This is a genomic window from Treponema denticola ATCC 35405 (assembly GCF_000008185.1).
GTDB classification, from domain to species: domain Bacteria; phylum Spirochaetota; class Spirochaetia; order Treponematales; family Treponemataceae; genus Treponema_B; species Treponema_B denticola.
Genome location: NC_002967.9, coordinates 2,547,930 through 2,565,255 on the forward strand (window position 1 = coordinate 2,547,930; position 17,326 = coordinate 2,565,255).

At 36.2% G+C, this 17,326-nt stretch carries 16 protein-coding genes, 1 tRNA gene and 1 pseudogene; 11 read left to right on the forward strand and 7 right to left on the reverse strand.

The annotated features are described in order from the left end of the window. Positions 1-308 precede the first annotated feature (308 nt). The gene (locus TDE_RS11885; RefSeq protein ID WP_002680485.1) at positions 309-2,135 is read left to right on the forward strand and encodes an ABC transporter ATP-binding protein; all 1,827 of its coding nucleotides are present in this window, start codon (positions 309-311) and stop codon (positions 2,133-2,135) included. Next, positions 2,122-3,938 (forward strand): annotated as a pseudogene (locus tag TDE_RS11890) (ABC transporter ATP-binding protein). The gene TDE_RS11885 and the pseudogene TDE_RS11890 overlap by 14 nt, the downstream one beginning before the upstream one ends. Positions 3,939-3,995: 57 nt before the next feature. Here the strand turns inward: TDE_RS11890 and TDE_RS11895 are convergent. The 6 genes from TDE_RS11895 to TDE_RS11920 all read right to left on the reverse strand — a co-directional run bounded on the left by TDE_RS11895 (position 3,996) and on the right by TDE_RS11920 (position 9,399). Next, positions 3,996-5,744 (reverse strand): 6-hydroxymethylpterin diphosphokinase MptE-like protein, encoded by a 1,749-nt coding sequence (locus TDE_RS11895; RefSeq protein WP_002680487.1) that lies wholly within the window; start codon positions 5,742-5,744, stop codon positions 3,996-3,998. Between the two features lie 2 nt (positions 5,745-5,746). Then, positions 5,747-7,279: a hypothetical protein gene (locus TDE_RS11900; protein WP_002680488.1), complete on the reverse strand. Its 1,533-nt coding sequence runs from the start codon at positions 7,277-7,279 to the stop codon at positions 5,747-5,749. Between the two features lie 121 nt (positions 7,280-7,400). After that, positions 7,401-7,473 (reverse strand) — tRNA-Lys (locus tag TDE_RS11905). Positions 7,474-7,609: 136 nt separating this feature from the next. Beyond that, a complete protein-coding gene (locus TDE_RS11910; protein ID WP_002680489.1) occupies positions 7,610-8,380 on the reverse strand; it encodes a TPM domain-containing protein in 771 nt (256 codons plus the stop codon). After that, positions 8,381-9,073: a TPM domain-containing protein gene (locus TDE_RS11915; protein WP_002680496.1), complete on the reverse strand. Its 693-nt coding sequence runs from the start codon at positions 9,071-9,073 to the stop codon at positions 8,381-8,383. Positions 9,074-9,138: 65 nt separating this feature from the next. After that, positions 9,139-9,399 carry a SemiSWEET family transporter gene (locus TDE_RS11920; RefSeq protein WP_002680497.1) on the reverse strand — a complete coding sequence of 87 codons (261 nt, stop codon included), beginning with the start codon at positions 9,397-9,399 and terminating at the stop codon, positions 9,139-9,141. 128 nt (positions 9,400-9,527) lie between these two features. Here TDE_RS11920 and TDE_RS11925 point away from each other — a divergent pair, with 128 nt between their 5' ends. The 9 genes from TDE_RS11925 to TDE_RS11965 all read left to right on the forward strand — a co-directional run bounded on the left by TDE_RS11925 (position 9,528) and on the right by TDE_RS11965 (position 16,403). Next, on the forward strand, positions 9,528-10,400 hold the full coding sequence (locus TDE_RS11925; protein ID WP_002680498.1) for an SPL family radical SAM protein: 873 nt from the start codon (positions 9,528-9,530) through the stop codon (positions 10,398-10,400). A gap of 51 nt (positions 10,401-10,451) precedes the next feature. After that, positions 10,452-10,676, forward strand: coding sequence for a DUF6364 family protein (locus TDE_RS11930; protein ID WP_002673786.1), 225 nt, complete (start codon positions 10,452-10,454; stop codon positions 10,674-10,676). After that, positions 10,669-11,088, forward strand: coding sequence for a PIN domain-containing protein (locus TDE_RS11935; RefSeq protein ID WP_245522425.1), 420 nt, complete (start codon positions 10,669-10,671; stop codon positions 11,086-11,088). Before TDE_RS11930 ends, TDE_RS11935 begins: the two co-directional genes overlap by 8 nt. Before the next feature lie 86 nt (positions 11,089-11,174). Continuing rightward, positions 11,175-12,371, forward strand: coding sequence for an MFS transporter (locus TDE_RS11940; protein ID WP_002680500.1), 1,197 nt, complete (start codon positions 11,175-11,177; stop codon positions 12,369-12,371). Next, positions 12,355-12,987 (forward strand): endonuclease III, encoded by a 633-nt coding sequence (nth, locus tag TDE_RS11945; RefSeq protein ID WP_002680501.1) that lies wholly within the window; start codon positions 12,355-12,357, stop codon positions 12,985-12,987. The genes TDE_RS11940 and nth overlap by 17 nt, the downstream gene beginning before the upstream one ends. Before the next feature lie 115 nt (positions 12,988-13,102). Then, complete coding sequence (gene pyk, locus TDE_RS11950) at positions 13,103-14,518, forward strand: pyruvate kinase (protein ID WP_002680502.1); 1,416 nt, start codon at positions 13,103-13,105, stop codon at positions 14,516-14,518. Between the two features lie 12 nt (positions 14,519-14,530). Further along, positions 14,531-15,472 (forward strand): NYN domain-containing protein, encoded by a 942-nt coding sequence (locus tag TDE_RS11955; protein ID WP_002667352.1) that lies wholly within the window; start codon positions 14,531-14,533, stop codon positions 15,470-15,472. Between the two features lie 4 nt (positions 15,473-15,476). Further along, positions 15,477-15,989, forward strand: coding sequence for a hypothetical protein (locus TDE_RS11960; RefSeq protein ID WP_002680504.1), 513 nt, complete (start codon positions 15,477-15,479; stop codon positions 15,987-15,989). 6 nt (positions 15,990-15,995) lie between these two features. Next, positions 15,996-16,403: a DUF3887 domain-containing protein gene (locus tag TDE_RS11965; RefSeq protein ID WP_002680505.1), complete on the forward strand. Its 408-nt coding sequence runs from the start codon at positions 15,996-15,998 to the stop codon at positions 16,401-16,403. Positions 16,404-16,434: 31 nt separating this feature from the next. Here TDE_RS11965 and amrB read toward each other — a convergent pair whose 3' ends face one another. After that, positions 16,435-17,319, reverse strand: coding sequence for an AmmeMemoRadiSam system protein B (amrB, locus tag TDE_RS11970; protein WP_002680506.1), 885 nt, complete (start codon positions 17,317-17,319; stop codon positions 16,435-16,437). Positions 17,320-17,326 lie beyond the last annotated feature (7 nt).

Sequence of the window (17,326 nt, forward strand, 5' to 3'; positions counted from 1 at the left end):
GCCGCACTTATCAATACTACTACAGTAATTCATACAAAAAAAATCAGATTTTTTTCAAATTTCAAATTTTACCCTTGACCGATTTTTAATCATATGTTAGAATAGTCTTACATATTTAAATCTTCCTATTAAAATAAGCAAGCGGAAGAAACATCAGTTTCTGAGCATTGCTTATTTTCCGCCGTTTCGCAACAAAGTGAGAAACGGCATACAATAAAGCGAAGTTTGCCCGCAAGGCAAACTCGCAGTGTTTTTAGACAATGCCGCTTGCATTGTCTAAAATAAACCTTAACTTTAGAGAGGAAATTATGGAAAAAAGCGATACAAAATTAAACCTTTTTAACAATATCTTCTATTATTTAGGAGTTTGGTTAAAAACCTTCCCGGCAGGTATTTTCTTTATGCTTATTTCGGTGCCTATCCGTATTTTTATGATTTATCAAACAATTCTTATCCCGAAAACCATTATATTGGGTATTGAAACCGGAACGGAGGCTAAGCCGATTTTACTTTCCATATTGACGGCAGGGCTTTTGATAACAGCCTGTAAAATTATCATACAGGTACTTGAAACAAAGCTGATGGCTCTAGGCTCCCGTCCTCTATTCCATATTTACTCGGTACCTGTAAATAAAAAAATGTTTGAGCTTAATTATCAAACCCTTATTTCTCCCGAAGTGCAAACAAAAATAACCAAGGTAAAAAACATAGTCATGACGGGAAGCTCGGGCGGCCACTTTCATTTTTTCGGACTCAATTTATCCTTTCTTTTAACCGCAATTGCAGGAGCTTTTTTCTTCAGTTCAGGTATTATAAGCATCGACTTAATTCTTCTATTTATTGTCTTGGCTTCAGGAACCGTAAATTTACTGTACGGAATCTATACGGGAAAATACACACAAAGAAACATGGAAGCCCGCGGCGATGACGAAAAAAAAGAGAGCTACATTCTTACAACTGCGGAAGACAGACGCTTTGCAAAGGACATCCGCCTTTATAAGATGAAAGATTGGCTGATCGAAAACTTTGAACACTATCACGGACGAGTAAAAAAATTTTTGAGAGCAGAATCGAATGTACAGGCAGGAGGAAAAATTCTAAATGCCTTAATGATTTTTATAAGAGATGTTTTTGCTTACATTTACTTAATTTATCAATTAAACGCCGGAACCATCGCCGTTTCTCAATTTGTTTTTCTTATCGGCTTAGTCATGGAATTCTCAAAATGGATGGACGCTATTGTTCTTCAGATAAGTAACCTCATTATATTTAACAGTGAATTAAGTCAAATAAGAATCTTTTTGAACACTCCCGATGAAAAAACAGGCGGAGGGCTTACCGTAAATGATACGGGCGAAAAACCTTCAATCGAATTTAAAAATCTTTCCTTTAGATATTCGGAAAACGCAGCATGGATTTTTAAAGACTTTAATTTAAAAATTGATGCAGGAGAAAAGTTAGCTCTTGTAGGTATCAACGGAGCGGGAAAAACGACTCTTATGCACCTTTTAATGGGACTTTTAGACCCCACCGAGGGCTCCGTTTTAATTGACGGAAAAAACAGTACGGACTTTAAAAAGACGGAATACTATAATTTGTTTTCTCCGGTATTTCAAGATATAAATATTTTTCCGGAAACTTTTGCAGCCAATATTGCCGGAACGGAAAATATAAATGAAGAAAAATTAAAAGATGCAATTAATTCGAGCGGTTTAAATGAAATGGTTTCAAATCTCCCGAATGGCAGCCAAACTATTTTAGTAAAAGAAAGCAATGATGAAGCAATCGATTTATCGGGAGGACAAAATCAAAGGATGCTGCTTGCCAGAGCTCTTTATAAAAATGCAAAAATAAATATTCTGGATGAACCGACGGCAGCCCTTGACCCGATTGCGGAAAGTAAAATATATGAAGAGTATGATGCAATGAGTAAAGAAAAAACTTCTATTTTTATTTCGCACAGACTCGCATCTACAAAATTTTGTGACAGGATTATTTTACTGGAACACGGAAAAATAATAGAAGAAGGCACTCATAATGAACTTATGAGTCAAAATAAAACATACAGAAACATGTATGATGTTCAAAGTAAGTATTATAAAGAAAATAAAGGAGATGAAAATGAAGAGGCTTAAAAGATTTTTTAGAATGTTTTTTTATTTTGAAAAAATAGAGAAGGGCTCAATGTGGAGCAGCATCTTTTTTAATATAATAGAGGCCATACGGCCTTTATGCCTCCTCTATTTATCCAAGATCATCATTGAAGCGGTAACATCGCAAAGTTTGTTGAGTGAAGTTTTAAGATCGACCCTTATTCTTTTAACGGCATTTATGCTTTTATCGATAATTTCAGGAATATTGGAAAAACGCTTTATGTACCATTTAAAATGTTTTTCTAAAAAGCATACTATGGAAAAAGCTCTTAAAATATTAAGATTAAATTTTGAACTTACCGAACAAAACGAATTTCAAAACGATTTAAATTCAATCAAACAATTTGAACGTTTTATAGTTTTTTCTCACGGCGATTTTATGAGAAAAACCGGAACCTCTGTAGGGGGATTTATAGGAGCAGGTATCGCCCTATATTTTTTTATAGGTCTTTTTAATTCCCAAGGATTTATGGGGCTTTCAGAGCATTTATAAATTCAGCCTTTTTAATTCTTTTGATAGCCTTTAATATAATTTCTTTTTATTTGGCAAAATATATTTATAAAAAATTCGGAGACCATATTTCGGGAGAAGTCAAAAAAAGTGCCCGTTATATAAAATCTTATATGAATTTAATTTATGATTATAGGACGGGAAAGGATATTAGATTATATGATAAGGCCTTAGCCGAAAAATACACAGGCACCTATCTTGCAATGCAGAAAAGTACTCATGATTTTATGGCAAAGTTTTTTTCCCGTACGATAGGGTCAGCTAAACTCCTCGAAGGCTCTCTTTTGCTTTTAGTTTTTTTATTTGTAGGTTTAAAAGCCGTTTACGGTTCCATTGCCTTGAGTGAAGTCTTTTTTTTCATAGGAGCTATAAATGTTTTTTCGGCTCAAGTATCTGAAGCTATGGACGGATTAACTACTCTTGTTGCTTCAGATAAATCCCGTAAAAAATTATTAAACTTCCTCGACATAGACGAAAAAAAATACTCAGGAAAACTTTCCATAAACAAAGACGAGCCAATCGTATTTGAATTAAAAAATATAAGTTTTAAATATCCCGACCGAGATAAATATGCTCTTAAAAATATAAACCTAAAAATAGATTCAAGTCAAAAACTTGCAATGGTTGGTAAAAACGGATCGGGAAAAACCACTCTTATCAAATTACTTGTAAGACTTTACGAGCCGACTGAAGGAGAAATACTTTTAAACGGAGTAAACATAAAAGAATATGATTATGATGAGTACATAGATGTGTTCTCGGTTGTCTTTCAAGACTTTAAATTACTGTCTCTTAAATTAGGCGAGAATGTTTCCGCCTCAAGTTCTTATGACGAAAAAAAGGTTGCCGATGCTCTTTCAAAAACGGGCATGGAAGCTTTTTATAAAAAGCATGGAGCCGAAGCCTATCTATATCAAAACTTTGACATAGGCGGAATTGAAGCCTCCGGCGGAGAAGCTCAAAAAATTGCAATGGCACGAGCAATTTATCACGGAGGCAAAATCTTTATTTTGGATGAACCTACGGCAGCCCTCGACCCTATTTCGGAAGCAGAGATTTATTCTCATTTTGATAATATAACTTCAAAAAATACTGCAATCTATATTTCGCACCGGCTTTCATCTTGTAAATTCTGCGATAAAATTGCCGTTATGGATGAAGGCAGTCTTGTTCAATACGGGAATCATAACGAGCTCGTTTCCGATATAAACGGCAAGTACTATGAACTTTGGAATGCACAAGCAAAATACTATCAAGAGGACAAAAGTTCTTAAATTTCCAGTTGACTATTTACATATCCTCATGAATTTTACTAAAGCTTTGGCATTTTCTTAATTGATAAAATTTTCATTTGCCAGATGTATTTTTAAAAAATATTCTATCTCAATTCTTACACGGGATAAAAAATGTTTATCCAAGATAGTTTCGGATAAGGAATTATAATCCGGGAAATGAAGATATAGATAAGGCATAGACAAAAGAAGAGTTGTAATTTCTCCATCAGAAGAAACTATTTTTCCGGTAAAAATACTTTTGAGCCTAAGAAGTTTTTCCTTTTCGGAAATTAAAAAATCTTTTATAACTTTTTCTTTATCTGCATAATCATAGCATATAAAATTTTTTTTATCATTATTTTTATTTATAGAACAAGATGCTTCATAATTTAAATCAATAACCCCTCCGCACGAATAAAAATCGTCTATGATTTTTTTTGCCGTATCAAAATGTATTTTTTTTGAATTTAGTTCCAAACCTGATTGTCCTATATCAAAAAAGTTTTCTTTAGAAGCAAAAAGTTTTTTATAAAGCTCTCCGTAATTTTTTAAATTAGGAGAAGTAAAAACAAGACTGCCGTCTTTGCCCTTTTCAAAACTAAGCTTATTCGGAAACAAAGATTCTCCCGTGTAAAGACTTTTTATTTTGGAAATATCCGAAAATAAATTTTTAACTTGATAGCTTAGTTTTGAATGACTGAATCCCCTACCCCACGAAAAATCCAAGCCTGTATGAAAAATAGGAAGGCCGTCAAAAGCCAATCTTTCAGCAAGGGCTAAGGCAGCAAGCCCCACCGAGCCCATAGCTTCAAGCCTTAAAGGTAAAATATTTTTTTCTTTTAAAACGAAAAAAAAAGAACCTGCCGCGGAATCTTGGGCGGAATAATCGGTAAAGAAAAAAGCCTTATTTCCATTTAGCTTTACGAGCAAAGAAGGATTCGATGTCAAATCGGCGATAATGGGAATATCTAAATCCGTAATACCGATAAAGGCTTTTTGAATCCAATATTGCGACTCAAGCAAAACAACAGCGTCAGGTCTTATTTCGGGATAAAGGCCGGAAAAAGCAGCATCGACAGCAAGAACAAAAAGCCTATCCCTGTTTTCTTTTATAAACTCGACAGAAGAATCAAGAGATGGCCCGGCTCCTATTACAATAATAGGTTTATTAACCGATTTTTCAATTAAAGAACCGAAACAAGAATTTATATTTAAAGCCGAAGTTTTATCGGGACTCTTTACAATAGAGCGTAAGATCGAATAATAGTTTTTAAAAAAATTACGGGCATAATTTCTGCCGAATTGAATTAAAGTTAATCGGTTAATCCATATTTGCGAAATATATTGAGAGATAAAATCAAAGGCTTGAGAATAAAAGGATTGATTTAAAGCCGCTCCTCCCGAAAAATCTATTCTTATAACGCGTCTAATTTTTTTTCCTTTAATAAAATCATCAAGCCGGTTTAATAAGATATTTACCGAATCCGTGCCCGTATATAAAAATTTAGAGTTCTCTAAAATATTTTTATCGATTTTGTTTTTTGAAAGCTTCAACAGATCTTCATCAGCTTCCAAACCGATGGCAAAAGAATCCGGCGGGAGTTTTTCTAAAAGCTCTTTTAATCCGTATCCCAAAACCGGAGATACACAAAGAACCAATGTTTCATTTTGAATTACAATAGAAGAAATTAATTGTAGAATATTTTTTTGCGGTGAACGTTTTGAATATAAGTACTTGTCTTTGTATAAAACCGAAAAACCTGAGTCAATCGGAATGAGCTCAGGTTTTTCATTATTTGCAGTCATTCTTATTTAAACAGGTTCCCAAAATTATCTTGGAATTTGGAATTTGTAAAAATATAATCCATAAATGTCTTATGAGCAATCGGAAGAGGATAATTCATACCCTGCATACGCATAATAGCCGCTATATGGTAATAGGGGAACCAAGCACCTGCTTGATTTTGATAATCTTTTTTAGTGCGGTCAAGAGTGTACTCATCAACTTCTTTTTCTTCTTCAAGAGTTAATACTGCAACTTCGGAACCGGCAAGGATGGGCTCGGAAATTTCTCCGCTCTTTAGAGCAAAGGCTTTTTTAAAGAAAGATTCATTTTTCTCAAGTGCTGCAAAAATACCCTGAGACGGAAGAGATGGAAGAGAACTTGCATTTCCATAGTTTATGCCGAAAAAGTTTGAAGTCTCAACTGTTAAGGTTGTTTCTTTAAAATCTTCAGCAGCCTTTTCAAATCCTGCAGTTCTTGCAGCTTCTGCAAATTTATTTGCAGTTTGAAGAACATAATCTTCAAGCATACCCTTTTCATTTCGGTTCATATAATTTCGAATATTTGAAATAAGGGCCTCGCTTTCAAAATCGGGAAGAGAAGGTTCTGCGTTGCATCTTACAATTCCGAACATTCCGTTTTGCATTGAAACAACCGGACTCAATTCGGAAGGCTTTAAAGCCAAAACAGCTTTAAGGTGTTCGTTATCGGGAAAATATCTATTTATATCCGTTCGATAATTTGAAGTAATTTTTCCGCTATCATCCGTCAGGGTCTTTGTTGCATTTAAAATAACCGCATCCTCAAAACTTACCTCTCCGCTTTTAAGTGAGGCCAGCATCTTCTTTGCTTCTTCTTCGGTAGGATAGCTTAATAAGGATAAATCATAACTTGTAAAAAGATCGCTGTGCTCTTTTCCGTATTTTACGATTTCGGAAGAAGGATAAAGGCTCAAATTAAAAACAACATATTTAAAGCTTCTTTCTTTTTTTGCCATATCGACAATAAAATCCGTTTCCTTGGAAGAGGTTTTAAGCCCATACCCACTTCCGTTTCCGAACAAATCTTCTATATAACGGTTGTCCTTAATGTATTTTTCGATTTCTTTTCTATATGTAACCCGTGTGGTTTCGGGAGTATTCTGATATTTGCTTTCGGAATAAACGCCGTTTTCATCCAAATAATAGTTTATTAAATCCTTATTAACTCGGAACTGAGGAACTCTATATCCTGCGTTTACAACCTCATCCTCCATAGCTACCTGCACAACAGCAGCCCTAAAAGCCAAATAAGAAATTTGCTGCCAAAAATATTCTCTCATTTGGGAATCTTCAGGCTCCATTTTTTGGCGTTCAACATAATTAGCCAAAAATTGATATTGGTCAATAAAAGGAGATGATGAACTATTATCTATTCTTACGTTACCCCATTTACCGACGACTTTAAAACCTTGAGAAGCCCGATCCGTAATCATAGGAGCCGCAACGAAGGCAATTACTCCCAAAACAAAAACTATAATGCCCCCTATGGAAGCAGCAATCTTTTTTGAACTAGCCATATAAACCTCTAAAAATGTAAATTTAGACTTAAAGCAGAATAGTACCACTTATACAGCCTCTTTGTCAATACATCGGTATTGGGCAAAAAAAAAACGGAACCGATATAAACCGATTCCGTTTTGAGCTATTCAGGATTCGAACCTGAGACCCACGCCTTAAAAGGGCGTTGCTCTACCTACTGAGCTAATAGCCCATTTTGCATTTGCAACGGGGGCTATAATATCATAGGTATGAATAAATGTCAATACCAAATTAGTCAAAAAAACATATTTTTTGGAAATTTTTAGTCTAAAAAGCAATCTAAAGCGGAATTTTCCCTTCAGATGACGTTACCAGCTTCCCGAAGCTCCGCCGCCTCCAAAGCTGCCCCCTCCTCCGGAATACCCCCCTCCGCCTCCCGAAGAACCTGAAAATTTAAACACACTTCTTGAAGTAAATAAATTACTTACCAATTCCTCACCGGTAAATCCCTTCAAAGTTATCAGGCGGTACAAAATCCAGAAAAAGCACGGAATAAGTCTGCAAAAAATAAACCATAGTATAAATAAAGCCGTAAGTCCGACGATAATAGCAAGGCCGTCACTATCATCATCAGAGGAATTGATTTTTGACAGCATACTTTCATCCTGTAAGGCATATCCTGCAATAGCTTTTATCCCTAGAAATATCCCGTTACCGAAATTCCCTGTTTTAAATTCGGGAGCTATTACATTCCGTATAATACGGCCTGCAACGGCATCGGTAAGATTTGCCTCAAGCCCGTACCCTACTTCAATACGCATTTTTTTATCGTTTACGGCAACAAGGAGCAAAACACCCGAATCTTTTTCTTTAGAGCCAAGCTGCCATGTTTCTGCAACACGCAATGAATATTCTTCGCAATTCTCTCCCTCGAGAGAAGGGATAGTTAAGACGGCTATTTGCACATCCGATTTTTTTTCAATTTCAAAAAGAAAATTCTCTATTTCAGTCTTTTTATCATCCGATAGAATACCGGCCAAGTCGTTTACAGGCCCTCTAAGCTTAGGAACATCAAGCGAAAAAATATTAACAGCCGCAGTAAAAAGCAAGATAGAAAAAAGTTTGATTTTTTTTGTCATTTACCTATCCAAAATAACAAGCCCATCGGGGTATTCGTTCGGGTTTCCCTTTGTTTTAGGAAAATGTTCTGCAAGGATTTTTCCGCATTCTTCCACAGCCTTGCAAAAACTATTTGCGGTATTCTTCGACTTTAAGCCGGAAGTTATTATGCCGCAAATTCCGTTCCATGTACCTTGCTCAACTTTTTCGGCAATACCGGAATCCGCAATAATAAAGACCTTTCTTTCAAGAATAGAAACAAAGATCAAAATACCTGTTCTTTCGGCAGTCTTATAAATTCCGCATTCTACAAAATGTTTTAAAGCTCTTGCATATACCCTTGCTTCCTTTATTTTTTTTGGAATTATTAATCTATCGAGAGCAGGAATATTTATCAGCAAAAAGAAAAGGAGCATTACAACGAAAACACCTGCTCCGATTACGGCCGTAAGAGTCTTAGGTGAAGGATACCAAAGTTTTGTTTCGAGTAATTTCCAAATACCGTTTCCGAAATAAAGCATAACAAAAAAAGAAATAAAAGCTAGGCAGACGGCCGCAAACAATTCTACAAACGAATAAGAATCACTTTGAGGAATAACCGCCAAAGCAATTTCACCATTTGTAGTTTTTTCCGCCTCTGCAACAGCATTTTTAATCAAATCCAAATCTTTAGGTTTGATGTGTATTTTATTTAATATCCGTTTATTTTCCATAGGTTACCTCTAAGGCTTATTCTATCATTTTAAAACAAAAATCACAAGAATGCGGATAAGCAGTCTTAAAGTGCTGTAATAAAAGCAACCAAGCCGAAAAATATGCCGGGCGAATTTGCAAAGGCAATCGGCCAGTCCCGTTTAGGTTTTTTCATAAGCCCGTATGTTACCCAAAGAACACAGTTTATTGCGGCTACCAAGGGCTGAAGCCAATTTCCTTTCATTCCGCTTAAATTATTACTTATTTGCGGAATGTACGAAACATACATGGCCATAGCGGTTGCAGTTGCAACCCATCCTAAAACCGCAAAAAATTTAGAGTTCATAACAACCCTCCTAATAAAATTCCGTTCTTAAAAGAAGAATCGAAATTCTTTCGATAGATTATAAATATTTTTTATTTTTAAGTCTACTGCCAGCAAGACCTTGTCAAGATTTTATGTTATAATATCTCATGCATTTTGTAAAAGCAAAAGGAATTTTATCGCCGAAAAACGGAATGAATATTTATCGGGGCTGTTCTCATGGCTGCATTTATTGCGATTCAAGAAGTGAATGTTATCAAATGGTTCACAGCTTTGAAGATATCGAAGTCAAAGAAAACGCAGTAGAACTTTTGGAAGAAGCCTTAATTAAAAAAAGAAAAAAGTGCATGATCGGGATGGGTTCAATGACAGACCCCTATCTTCCTATTGAAAAAGAACTAGGCCTTACAAGAAAGATTATCGAAACAATTTATCGATACGGTTTCGGATTTACCCTGATAACAAAATCTTCCCTTATACTTAGAGACTTGGATCTTTTAAAGGCAGTAAATAAAAAAACAAAATGCGTTGTTCAAATGACGCTGACAACCTATGATGATGCCTTGTGCAAAATACTGGAACCCAATGTTGCCGTAACAAGCGAAAGATTTAAAGTCTTAAAAAAACTAAATGAAGAAGGAATACCTACTGTGGTTTGGCTTACTCCCATTCTTCCCTTTATAAACGACACTCCGGAAAATATAGAGGGCCTCTTGCGATATTGTATCGAAGCTAAAGTGTTCGGTATAATTTCATTCGGGATGGGACTTACTCTCAGAAAGGGAAACAGGGAATTCTTTTATAAAAAGCTTGACCAACATTTTCCGGGACTAAAGCAAAAATACATAAGACTATATGGAGAAAGCTACTCGGTAATGAGCCCGCATAATGCAAGCCTTATGAATATGTTTTTTAAACTCTGCAAAGAAAACGGCATCGAGCATAATCCCGATAAGATATTTGCATATTTAAACAGCTTTGAAGATAAACAGCAATCTCAATTGGAATTTTTTTGTCAATAAAATATTGTTTTTTTTGAGGAAATTATATATAATAATTACAGGAGGGTTACAATGAAAAAAATAACATTAAGCCTTGATGAAGATATAATAACAGCCGGACAAGAATATGCTAAACATCAAAATATTTCTTTCAACAGCCTGATTCGCAAATTACTTGAACAAACAATTCACCCTCAAAAAAACGAATGGCTTGATGATACATTTTCCTTAATGGATAAGGTTTATATTTCTTCGGAAAAAAAACAATGGACAAGGGATGAGTTATATCGTGAATAAAATATTTATTGATACAAATATACTTGTTTATGCACTTGACAATCGAGACAATGATAAAATGAATAAAGCACGCAATATATTAAGAAAGGTAATTTATGAAAACAAGCCGGTAATATCCACACAAGTAATAAATGAATTCTATGTTGCCGCCACTAAAAAATTAAACATAGACAAAACTCTTATAAAAACCATAGTTCACAATTTTAAAAATATGGAAATTATAACAAGTGATTTACAATTGACAGAAAATGCTATAAACATAAGTATAGAGTCACAGATATCCTTTTGGGATTCACTAATTATTGCTGCTGCTGAAAAAGCTAATTGTAAATTGATTATATCCGAAGATTTAAATTCAGGGCAAACATATCAAGGGATATCCCTTATAAACCCATTTCAACAGGAAATATAGCTACAAAACATCCTGTGATGAATTTTAAACAAAACACTCCGCCTTGACTATTCTTATAAAAAACAATATCATATCGATAATTCCTTATGAAAGATCTACGAAAAAGAACCTTTAATGTTTCAGGCCTTAGTTTCTTGGTTTATTCTCTTTCTTCTATTGCAATCTCAATATGCCTCGTAAATATTAAAAGAGACTTAAACTTTTCGCTTACGGAAGCGGGATTATTCGGAATGCTTTGTGCTATCGAGCAGATGATAATTCTTTTTATAAGCCCCATCTTTGCTGCCAAATTCGGCAAGATAAAAGTTTTGCGCACAGCTCTCTTGATATTAACCGCAGGGCTTTTTTTCTTTTCAAAAAGCATAAACTTTTTTACGGCTCTTTTAAGTGCTCTTTGTATGGGCTTGGGTGTTGCAAATATGGAAGCCCTGCTGACTCCCATAGTAAACGATTTATATCCGAACGATACCGGAGCAAAGATGAATATGATGCATGCCTTTTGGCCCTTGGGAACTTGTTCCGGTCTGATAGGCTTCGGCTATCTTCTTTCGATAGGAATAAACTGGAGATACATTTACATAGGCCTATCTATTTTTGCTCTATTGATTTGTTTTTCCTATCCTTCATCAAAAAAAATAAAACTTCCTCCTTCGGACGGAAGCAAGGCTGCCTTTAAAGAGATATTTTCCCTACCCTCCTTTTGGCTTTTCGGCCTATCCCTTTTTTTTGCAGGAGGAGCCGAAGGAGCTTTTGCCTTTTGGTCGGCTACATTAATTCAGCTTTATTTAAAAGCCTCTGCCTTTTATGCAGGAATTGTAACGGCGAGCTTTGCCCTCGGAATGTTTATCGGAAGATCCTTAAACAGCAAGGTTTTAAAAAAAGTTTCCATTCAAAAAGCGATAATAGTTTCTTCGATTGCTTCATTTATAGTCAGCCTATTATTTGTTTTTGTAAACTCGCTTTTCGGTTTGGCGGTGTTTTTATTTTGTATGGGTCTTTGCCTTGCCTGCCTTTGGCCGACAATCCAATCCTTTGCCGCAGTCATCCTTCCTGTAGACGCAACAGCCCTTATGATTTTTTTATCCTGCTTCGGAGTTCCCGGTTACAGCACTGCAAGTTTTATTATGGGAATAGTCGGCGATAAATACGATTTGTTTATTGCATTTATCACGGTAGTACCGGTTTTTTTAATTTTGGTTCCGATTCTTTTTATCATGGGATGCAAGCTGTCGGGCTCACCTAAACTAAAACCGTTAAGGGAAAAAAATGAATTTATTGGATAAAGATAAAATCGAAGAAGTATACCGCCGCTTTAAAAAAAATAACCCTAACCCGAAAGGAGAATTACATTCTGCAAATATTTTTACCCTTTTGGTAGCGGTGGTACTGTCTGCACAAGCGACTGATGTCGGTGTAAATAAAGCAACGGGGCCTTTTTTTAAGGCAGCCGATACGCCTCAAAAAATGATAGAACTGGGTGAAGAAGGAATCCGCGAATACATTAAAACAATAAATTTATATCCGACAAAGGCTAAACGTATTTTTGAATTAAGCCGAATAATCCAAAACGAGTATTCAGGAATGGTTCCCGACAGCATGGAAGAACTTATAAAACTTCCCGGGGTCGGCCGCAAAACCGCAAACGTGGTTTTAAACATGGGCTTCGGAAAACCTGCAATCGCAGTTGATACCCATATCCTGCGCACCGCCCCGCGTATCGGTCTTTCATTGGGCAAGACTCCGATTCAAGTTGAAGAAGATTTACTTAAAGTTACTCCAAAAAAATATTTACTAAATGCCCACCACTGGATTCTCCTGCATGGGCGCTATATCTGCAAGGCCAGGAAACCGGAATGTGAAACCTGTTTTTTATCCGATATCTGTATGAAGAATTTATAAATGCCGAGTTTCATTCAGCTTAACTCCTCCGCTTAAAACAATTTGTTTTATCTTAGGTATTTGAATTTTTTTGCGATTTATAGTATCATAATATCAGAAGTTTTGGAGGAATCCCATGAAAAAAACAAAAATAGTATGCACAATAGGGCCCGCTTCCGACTCGGAAAGGGTCTTGGCAGAAATGTTTAAAGCCGGTTTAAATGTCTGCCGCCTTAATTTTTCGCATGGAAGCCATGAAGAACACAAGGTTAAAATAGATCGAATAAAAAAAATAAGAGAAGAGTTAAAAATGCCTATTGCACTTTTACTGGATACTAAGGGACCCGAAATCCGTTTGGGCCTTTTTGAAAAGCCTGTAGAAATTGTACAAGGTCAGGAATTTATAATTACAACCAGAGATGTAATCGGAACAAATCAAATATGCAGCATCTCATATAAGAATATTGCCGCCGAAATTAAACCTAAAAGCAGAATCCTTATAAATGACGGATTATTGGAGTTACAGGTTATCGATATTTTAAACGATACGGACATAGAATGTGTCGCAGTAAATTCCGGAACCCTAAGCAGCCGAAAAGGTGTAAACATTCCGGGCTTGAGGGTAAACCTTCCTTACATGAGTGAAAAGGATATCTCCGATATCGAATTCGGAATTGAAAATGATGTGGATTTTATTGCCGCCTCCTTTACACAAAGAGCCGACGATATTATCCAAATAAGAAAACTTTTGGAAAAACACAAAAGTACAATCGCCGTTATAGCAAAAATAGAAAATCAAGAAGGCTTGGACAACATAGATGAAATTTTAGCGGAAGCCGACGGAATAATGGTAGCCCGGGGAGATATGGGTGTAGAAATAGAGCCCGAAAAAATCCCTCATCTTCAAAAGCAGCTGATAAAAAAAGCAAACCTTGCAGGAAAGCCGGTTATCACCGCAACTCAGATGCTCGAATCTATGACCCACAACCTGCGTCCCACCAGAGCCGAAGTTACCGACGTTGCAAACGCTATTCTCGACGGAACATCAGCTGTAATGCTTTCTGGAGAAACCGCAGCAGGCGAATACCCTGTCGAAACCGTGGCCATGATGACCTCAATTGCGAACTCTATAGAAGAAACATTAGATTATGAAAAACTATTTGCTGAAAATGCTTCTCTTCATGAGACCACAATCACAAATGCAATTGCAAGAGCCACCTGCTCCACTGCCCTAGCCCTCGATGCAAATGCAATCATAACGGCATCCGCTTCGGGAATAACGCCCAGAGCTCTTTCAAAATTTAAACCAAGGGTACCGATTATTGCAATAACGGAATCGCCTCAGGTTATGAGAAAGATGGCCCTCGACTGGGACGTATATCCGGTTTTAGCCGATCCTATAAAATCGACCGATAACATGTTCGATGTGTGTTCGCAAATTGCAAAGGATACAGGCCATGTAAAAAAAGGAGACATAGCAATCCTTACGGCCGGGATTCCTATAGGCAAAGCAGGATCTACAAACCTTCTAAAGGTAGAAATAATAGAATAAGGTAATAACAAAATGGAAAAAAAGTATGCTATTTTAATTGACGGAGACAACATAGCTCCTTCCTATCTCGACTCGATAATTTCCGAAGTTTCAAAAGAAGGAGAGGTTCTGATAAAAAGACTTTACGGGGACTGGACTACTCCCAATATGAACGGCTGGAAACCTTGGCTTGAAAAAGTACCTATCCGGCCCGTCCAGCAATTTAGAAACGGTCCCAATGCAACCGATAACACAATCATAATGGATGCTATAGAACTTGCAAACACAAATCAAGGAATAAATGCTGTCTGCATAGTTTCTACCGATTCCGATTATTACAGCCTTGCCCTAAAATTGCGGGAGTATGGGCTCTATGTTTTGGGAATCGGAAAATCCAATGCAAAACCTCTTTGGGTAAACGCCTGCAACGAATTTAAATATCTTGAAAACTTTGATGAAACTGAAGAATACGAAGAAGACGCAAAAAGCGGCAAAAAGTTTAAATCCCTCGAAGACCTTATCTGCCATGCTTATAGAAATTCCCGCATGACAGAAGAAGGCTGGGTAAGTCTTTCCGACCTAGGAAATTCCATACGTAACTTTATGCCGGAATTCGATCCACGCTCTTACAGCCACAACACATTGAGAGAAATAATCGATGCCCTATCGGATGATTTTGAACTAAGGTCGGACGACAGGATACCGCCCAACTATTGGATAAAGGCAATAGGCCGCAAAAATGAAACGCCAAAAATAAAGGGAAAAATAAAACGGCTTATGAACCGATACGGAATTATCGAAAACGAAAACGGAGACTTTTTCTTTTCGTTCACAAACATCGATAAAAAATGCAGGGACAAACTTATAAAAGAGGGAACACCGGTAAAGTTCAGGGTGTTTAAGATGCCAAATCCCAAGGGCGAAGACTCGGCTGACAGAAACGGAAAAGCAGCCGAAATTGAAATAATAGGTTAAACTTATGAAACAAGAAAAAGACAGGATAGTAAAATTTTTTACCTTGAAATTATGGCTCCGTATATCGGCCATTGTAATCGGAGGTGCAATTTTTTATTTGAATATATCTTCCATGAAAGAAGGAGAGTATTCCATAATTGCCCTTATTTTTGGAACCCTATTTTTAGTTGCGGGCCTTTTCGAAAATTCGTGGTACTTTAATATCACAAAAGAACAGGCTATTCAAAAAGCAGGGATATTCTTTTTTCCAAAAACAAAAATTATAAACTTTTCGGCAATACACAGCATCGAAATTGAAACCTTCAAAAGGCCGGCCCGCTTCGGCACCTTTACCGAAGTTAAGATGGTATTGCTTGACGGAAAAACAATAGTTATAGACAACGATAAGACGAAGTTTCTTCAAAAGCAGCTTGAAGAAATCGCCGAAGTTCAAGATATAATAAGGCGTCAAAATAATAAAAAAGCCGAAGACTTTTTTAATGCAGTCGCAGCCGATATTTTAAACCCGAAGGAATAAGAGCTTTTGAAACCCTTAAAAATATTTTTTCTTTTTGTCTCATTTGTTCTTTTATGGAGCTGTAAGCCTAAGGAGACCTCGGAAACCTTTCACATTCCTTTTTTAAAAGAAAAGGCGGAAGAAATTATTTTTATGATAAACGATAAGGACTGGGAAGGCATAAGAAACTTAAGCACCGAAGAGTTTAAAAAAAACTTGGATGAAGAATTTATAAATGTAAATACTAAAATATTTTTTGAGCCGGCAGGAAAATACCTATATACAAAAGAAGCTTATTTTTTAGAAACAAAAGATAAAAACTCAGGAGAAGTTATAGGAGTTGTTATCGTTAAGGTAGGATACGAAAATAAAACTCTATGCTACACCTTCAATTTTGCAAAAGACACAAAGCTGATAGGCTTCTTTTTAAAATAGATTTAGAAACTATAAAAAACAATTTAAAAGATTAATCTTCTTTTTCCCAAAAGTATGTAAAGAAATAACTTGTTATGTCTTCAGGGTCAGTTTCATCGCTTAGCTTATAGGCATTAGTATTTCTTTGAATTGTACATTGAGTTTTTTCTGTAAATAATTTTGAAAGCAAATACATTGCAGGCCTGTTATCGCAGATACCGAGCGTCCATGCAGAAGGTTTTAGACTTGTCAAAAAATAGCGGGACTTTGCATCCTTTTCGGCAGTTTTTTCCATATCGGATTTATGTGAAAAATCGGAAGAAATTAAAAGGAAAGCCTCCTTATCTTTGATAGAAAAAACTTTTGTTACCGTCTCATAAAGTTTAGTTGCAAGACTCATATTTACGGGAGGCTCTCCGTAATAAGCGATGGCAACAACCTTTGCATCGGGAAAGTATTTTTTTATGTATGGAATCAAGGTTGAAACACCGTGCTCGTATACAAATACTTTATCATCAAAGGGCACATCAAAAAGACGCGATAAGTTTTCAACCTTATCCTTTGCAGAATTGACAAGGCCGTCCTTAGTTTGCCATGATCCCTTTGTTAAAGAAAAATCGTACAGAGAAAGACCCCAATGAGAAGGGCTTAAAATATAAAAAGTTTTTATCGTTCTAGCCTCGGCAAGATCGGTAAACCAATCATCTATTAAGGCATCGGTTAGAAGATGATGGCTCACCGTTCCGCCCCAAGGCTTTGCTCCGTCCGGCAAAGAAGCTTCCTTGGGGATAAACCTCGTCTTAGGAGGCTTTTCCCCATCAGAGCTCCATGTTCTGAAAATTTTTTCAGTCTCTTCCGTCTCGTCTTTTTTGCCGGTACAAGCCGTCAAACAAAAACAAATAAAAAAAACGGTGATTATAAATTTTATAACTTTCATATTATCT

Coding starts and splice junctions, on each gene's coding strand:
- TDE_RS11930 (WP_002673786.1), top strand. CDS start 10,452: ATGAAAAAAATAACATTAAGCCTTGATGAAGATATAATAACAGCCGGA.
- TDE_RS11955 (WP_002667352.1), top strand. CDS start 14,531: ATGGAAAAAAAGTATGCTATTTTAATTGACGGAGACAACATAGCTCCT.
- TDE_RS11900 (WP_002680488.1), bottom strand. CDS start 7,279: ATGGCTAGTTCAAAAAAGATTGCTGCTTCCATAGGGGGCATTATAGTT.
- pyk (WP_002680502.1), top strand. CDS start 13,103: ATGAAAAAAACAAAAATAGTATGCACAATAGGGCCCGCTTCCGACTCG.
- TDE_RS11910 (WP_002680489.1), bottom strand. CDS start 8,380: ATGACAAAAAAAATCAAACTTTTTTCTATCTTGCTTTTTACTGCGGCT.
- TDE_RS11885 (WP_002680485.1), top strand. CDS start 309: ATGGAAAAAAGCGATACAAAATTAAACCTTTTTAACAATATCTTCTAT.
- nth (WP_002680501.1), top strand. CDS start 12,355: ATGAATTTATTGGATAAAGATAAAATCGAAGAAGTATACCGCCGCTTT.
- TDE_RS11895 (WP_002680487.1), bottom strand. CDS start 5,744: ATGACTGCAAATAATGAAAAACCTGAGCTCATTCCGATTGACTCAGGT.
- TDE_RS11925 (WP_002680498.1), top strand. CDS start 9,528: ATGCATTTTGTAAAAGCAAAAGGAATTTTATCGCCGAAAAACGGAATG.
- TDE_RS11915 (WP_002680496.1), bottom strand. CDS start 9,073: ATGGAAAATAAACGGATATTAAATAAAATACACATCAAACCTAAAGAT.
- TDE_RS11940 (WP_002680500.1), top strand. CDS start 11,175: ATGAAAGATCTACGAAAAAGAACCTTTAATGTTTCAGGCCTTAGTTTC.
- amrB (WP_002680506.1), bottom strand. CDS start 17,319: ATGAAAGTTATAAAATTTATAATCACCGTTTTTTTTATTTGTTTTTGT.
- TDE_RS11920 (WP_002680497.1), bottom strand. CDS start 9,399: ATGAACTCTAAATTTTTTGCGGTTTTAGGATGGGTTGCAACTGCAACC.
- TDE_RS11960 (WP_002680504.1), top strand. CDS start 15,477: ATGAAACAAGAAAAAGACAGGATAGTAAAATTTTTTACCTTGAAATTA.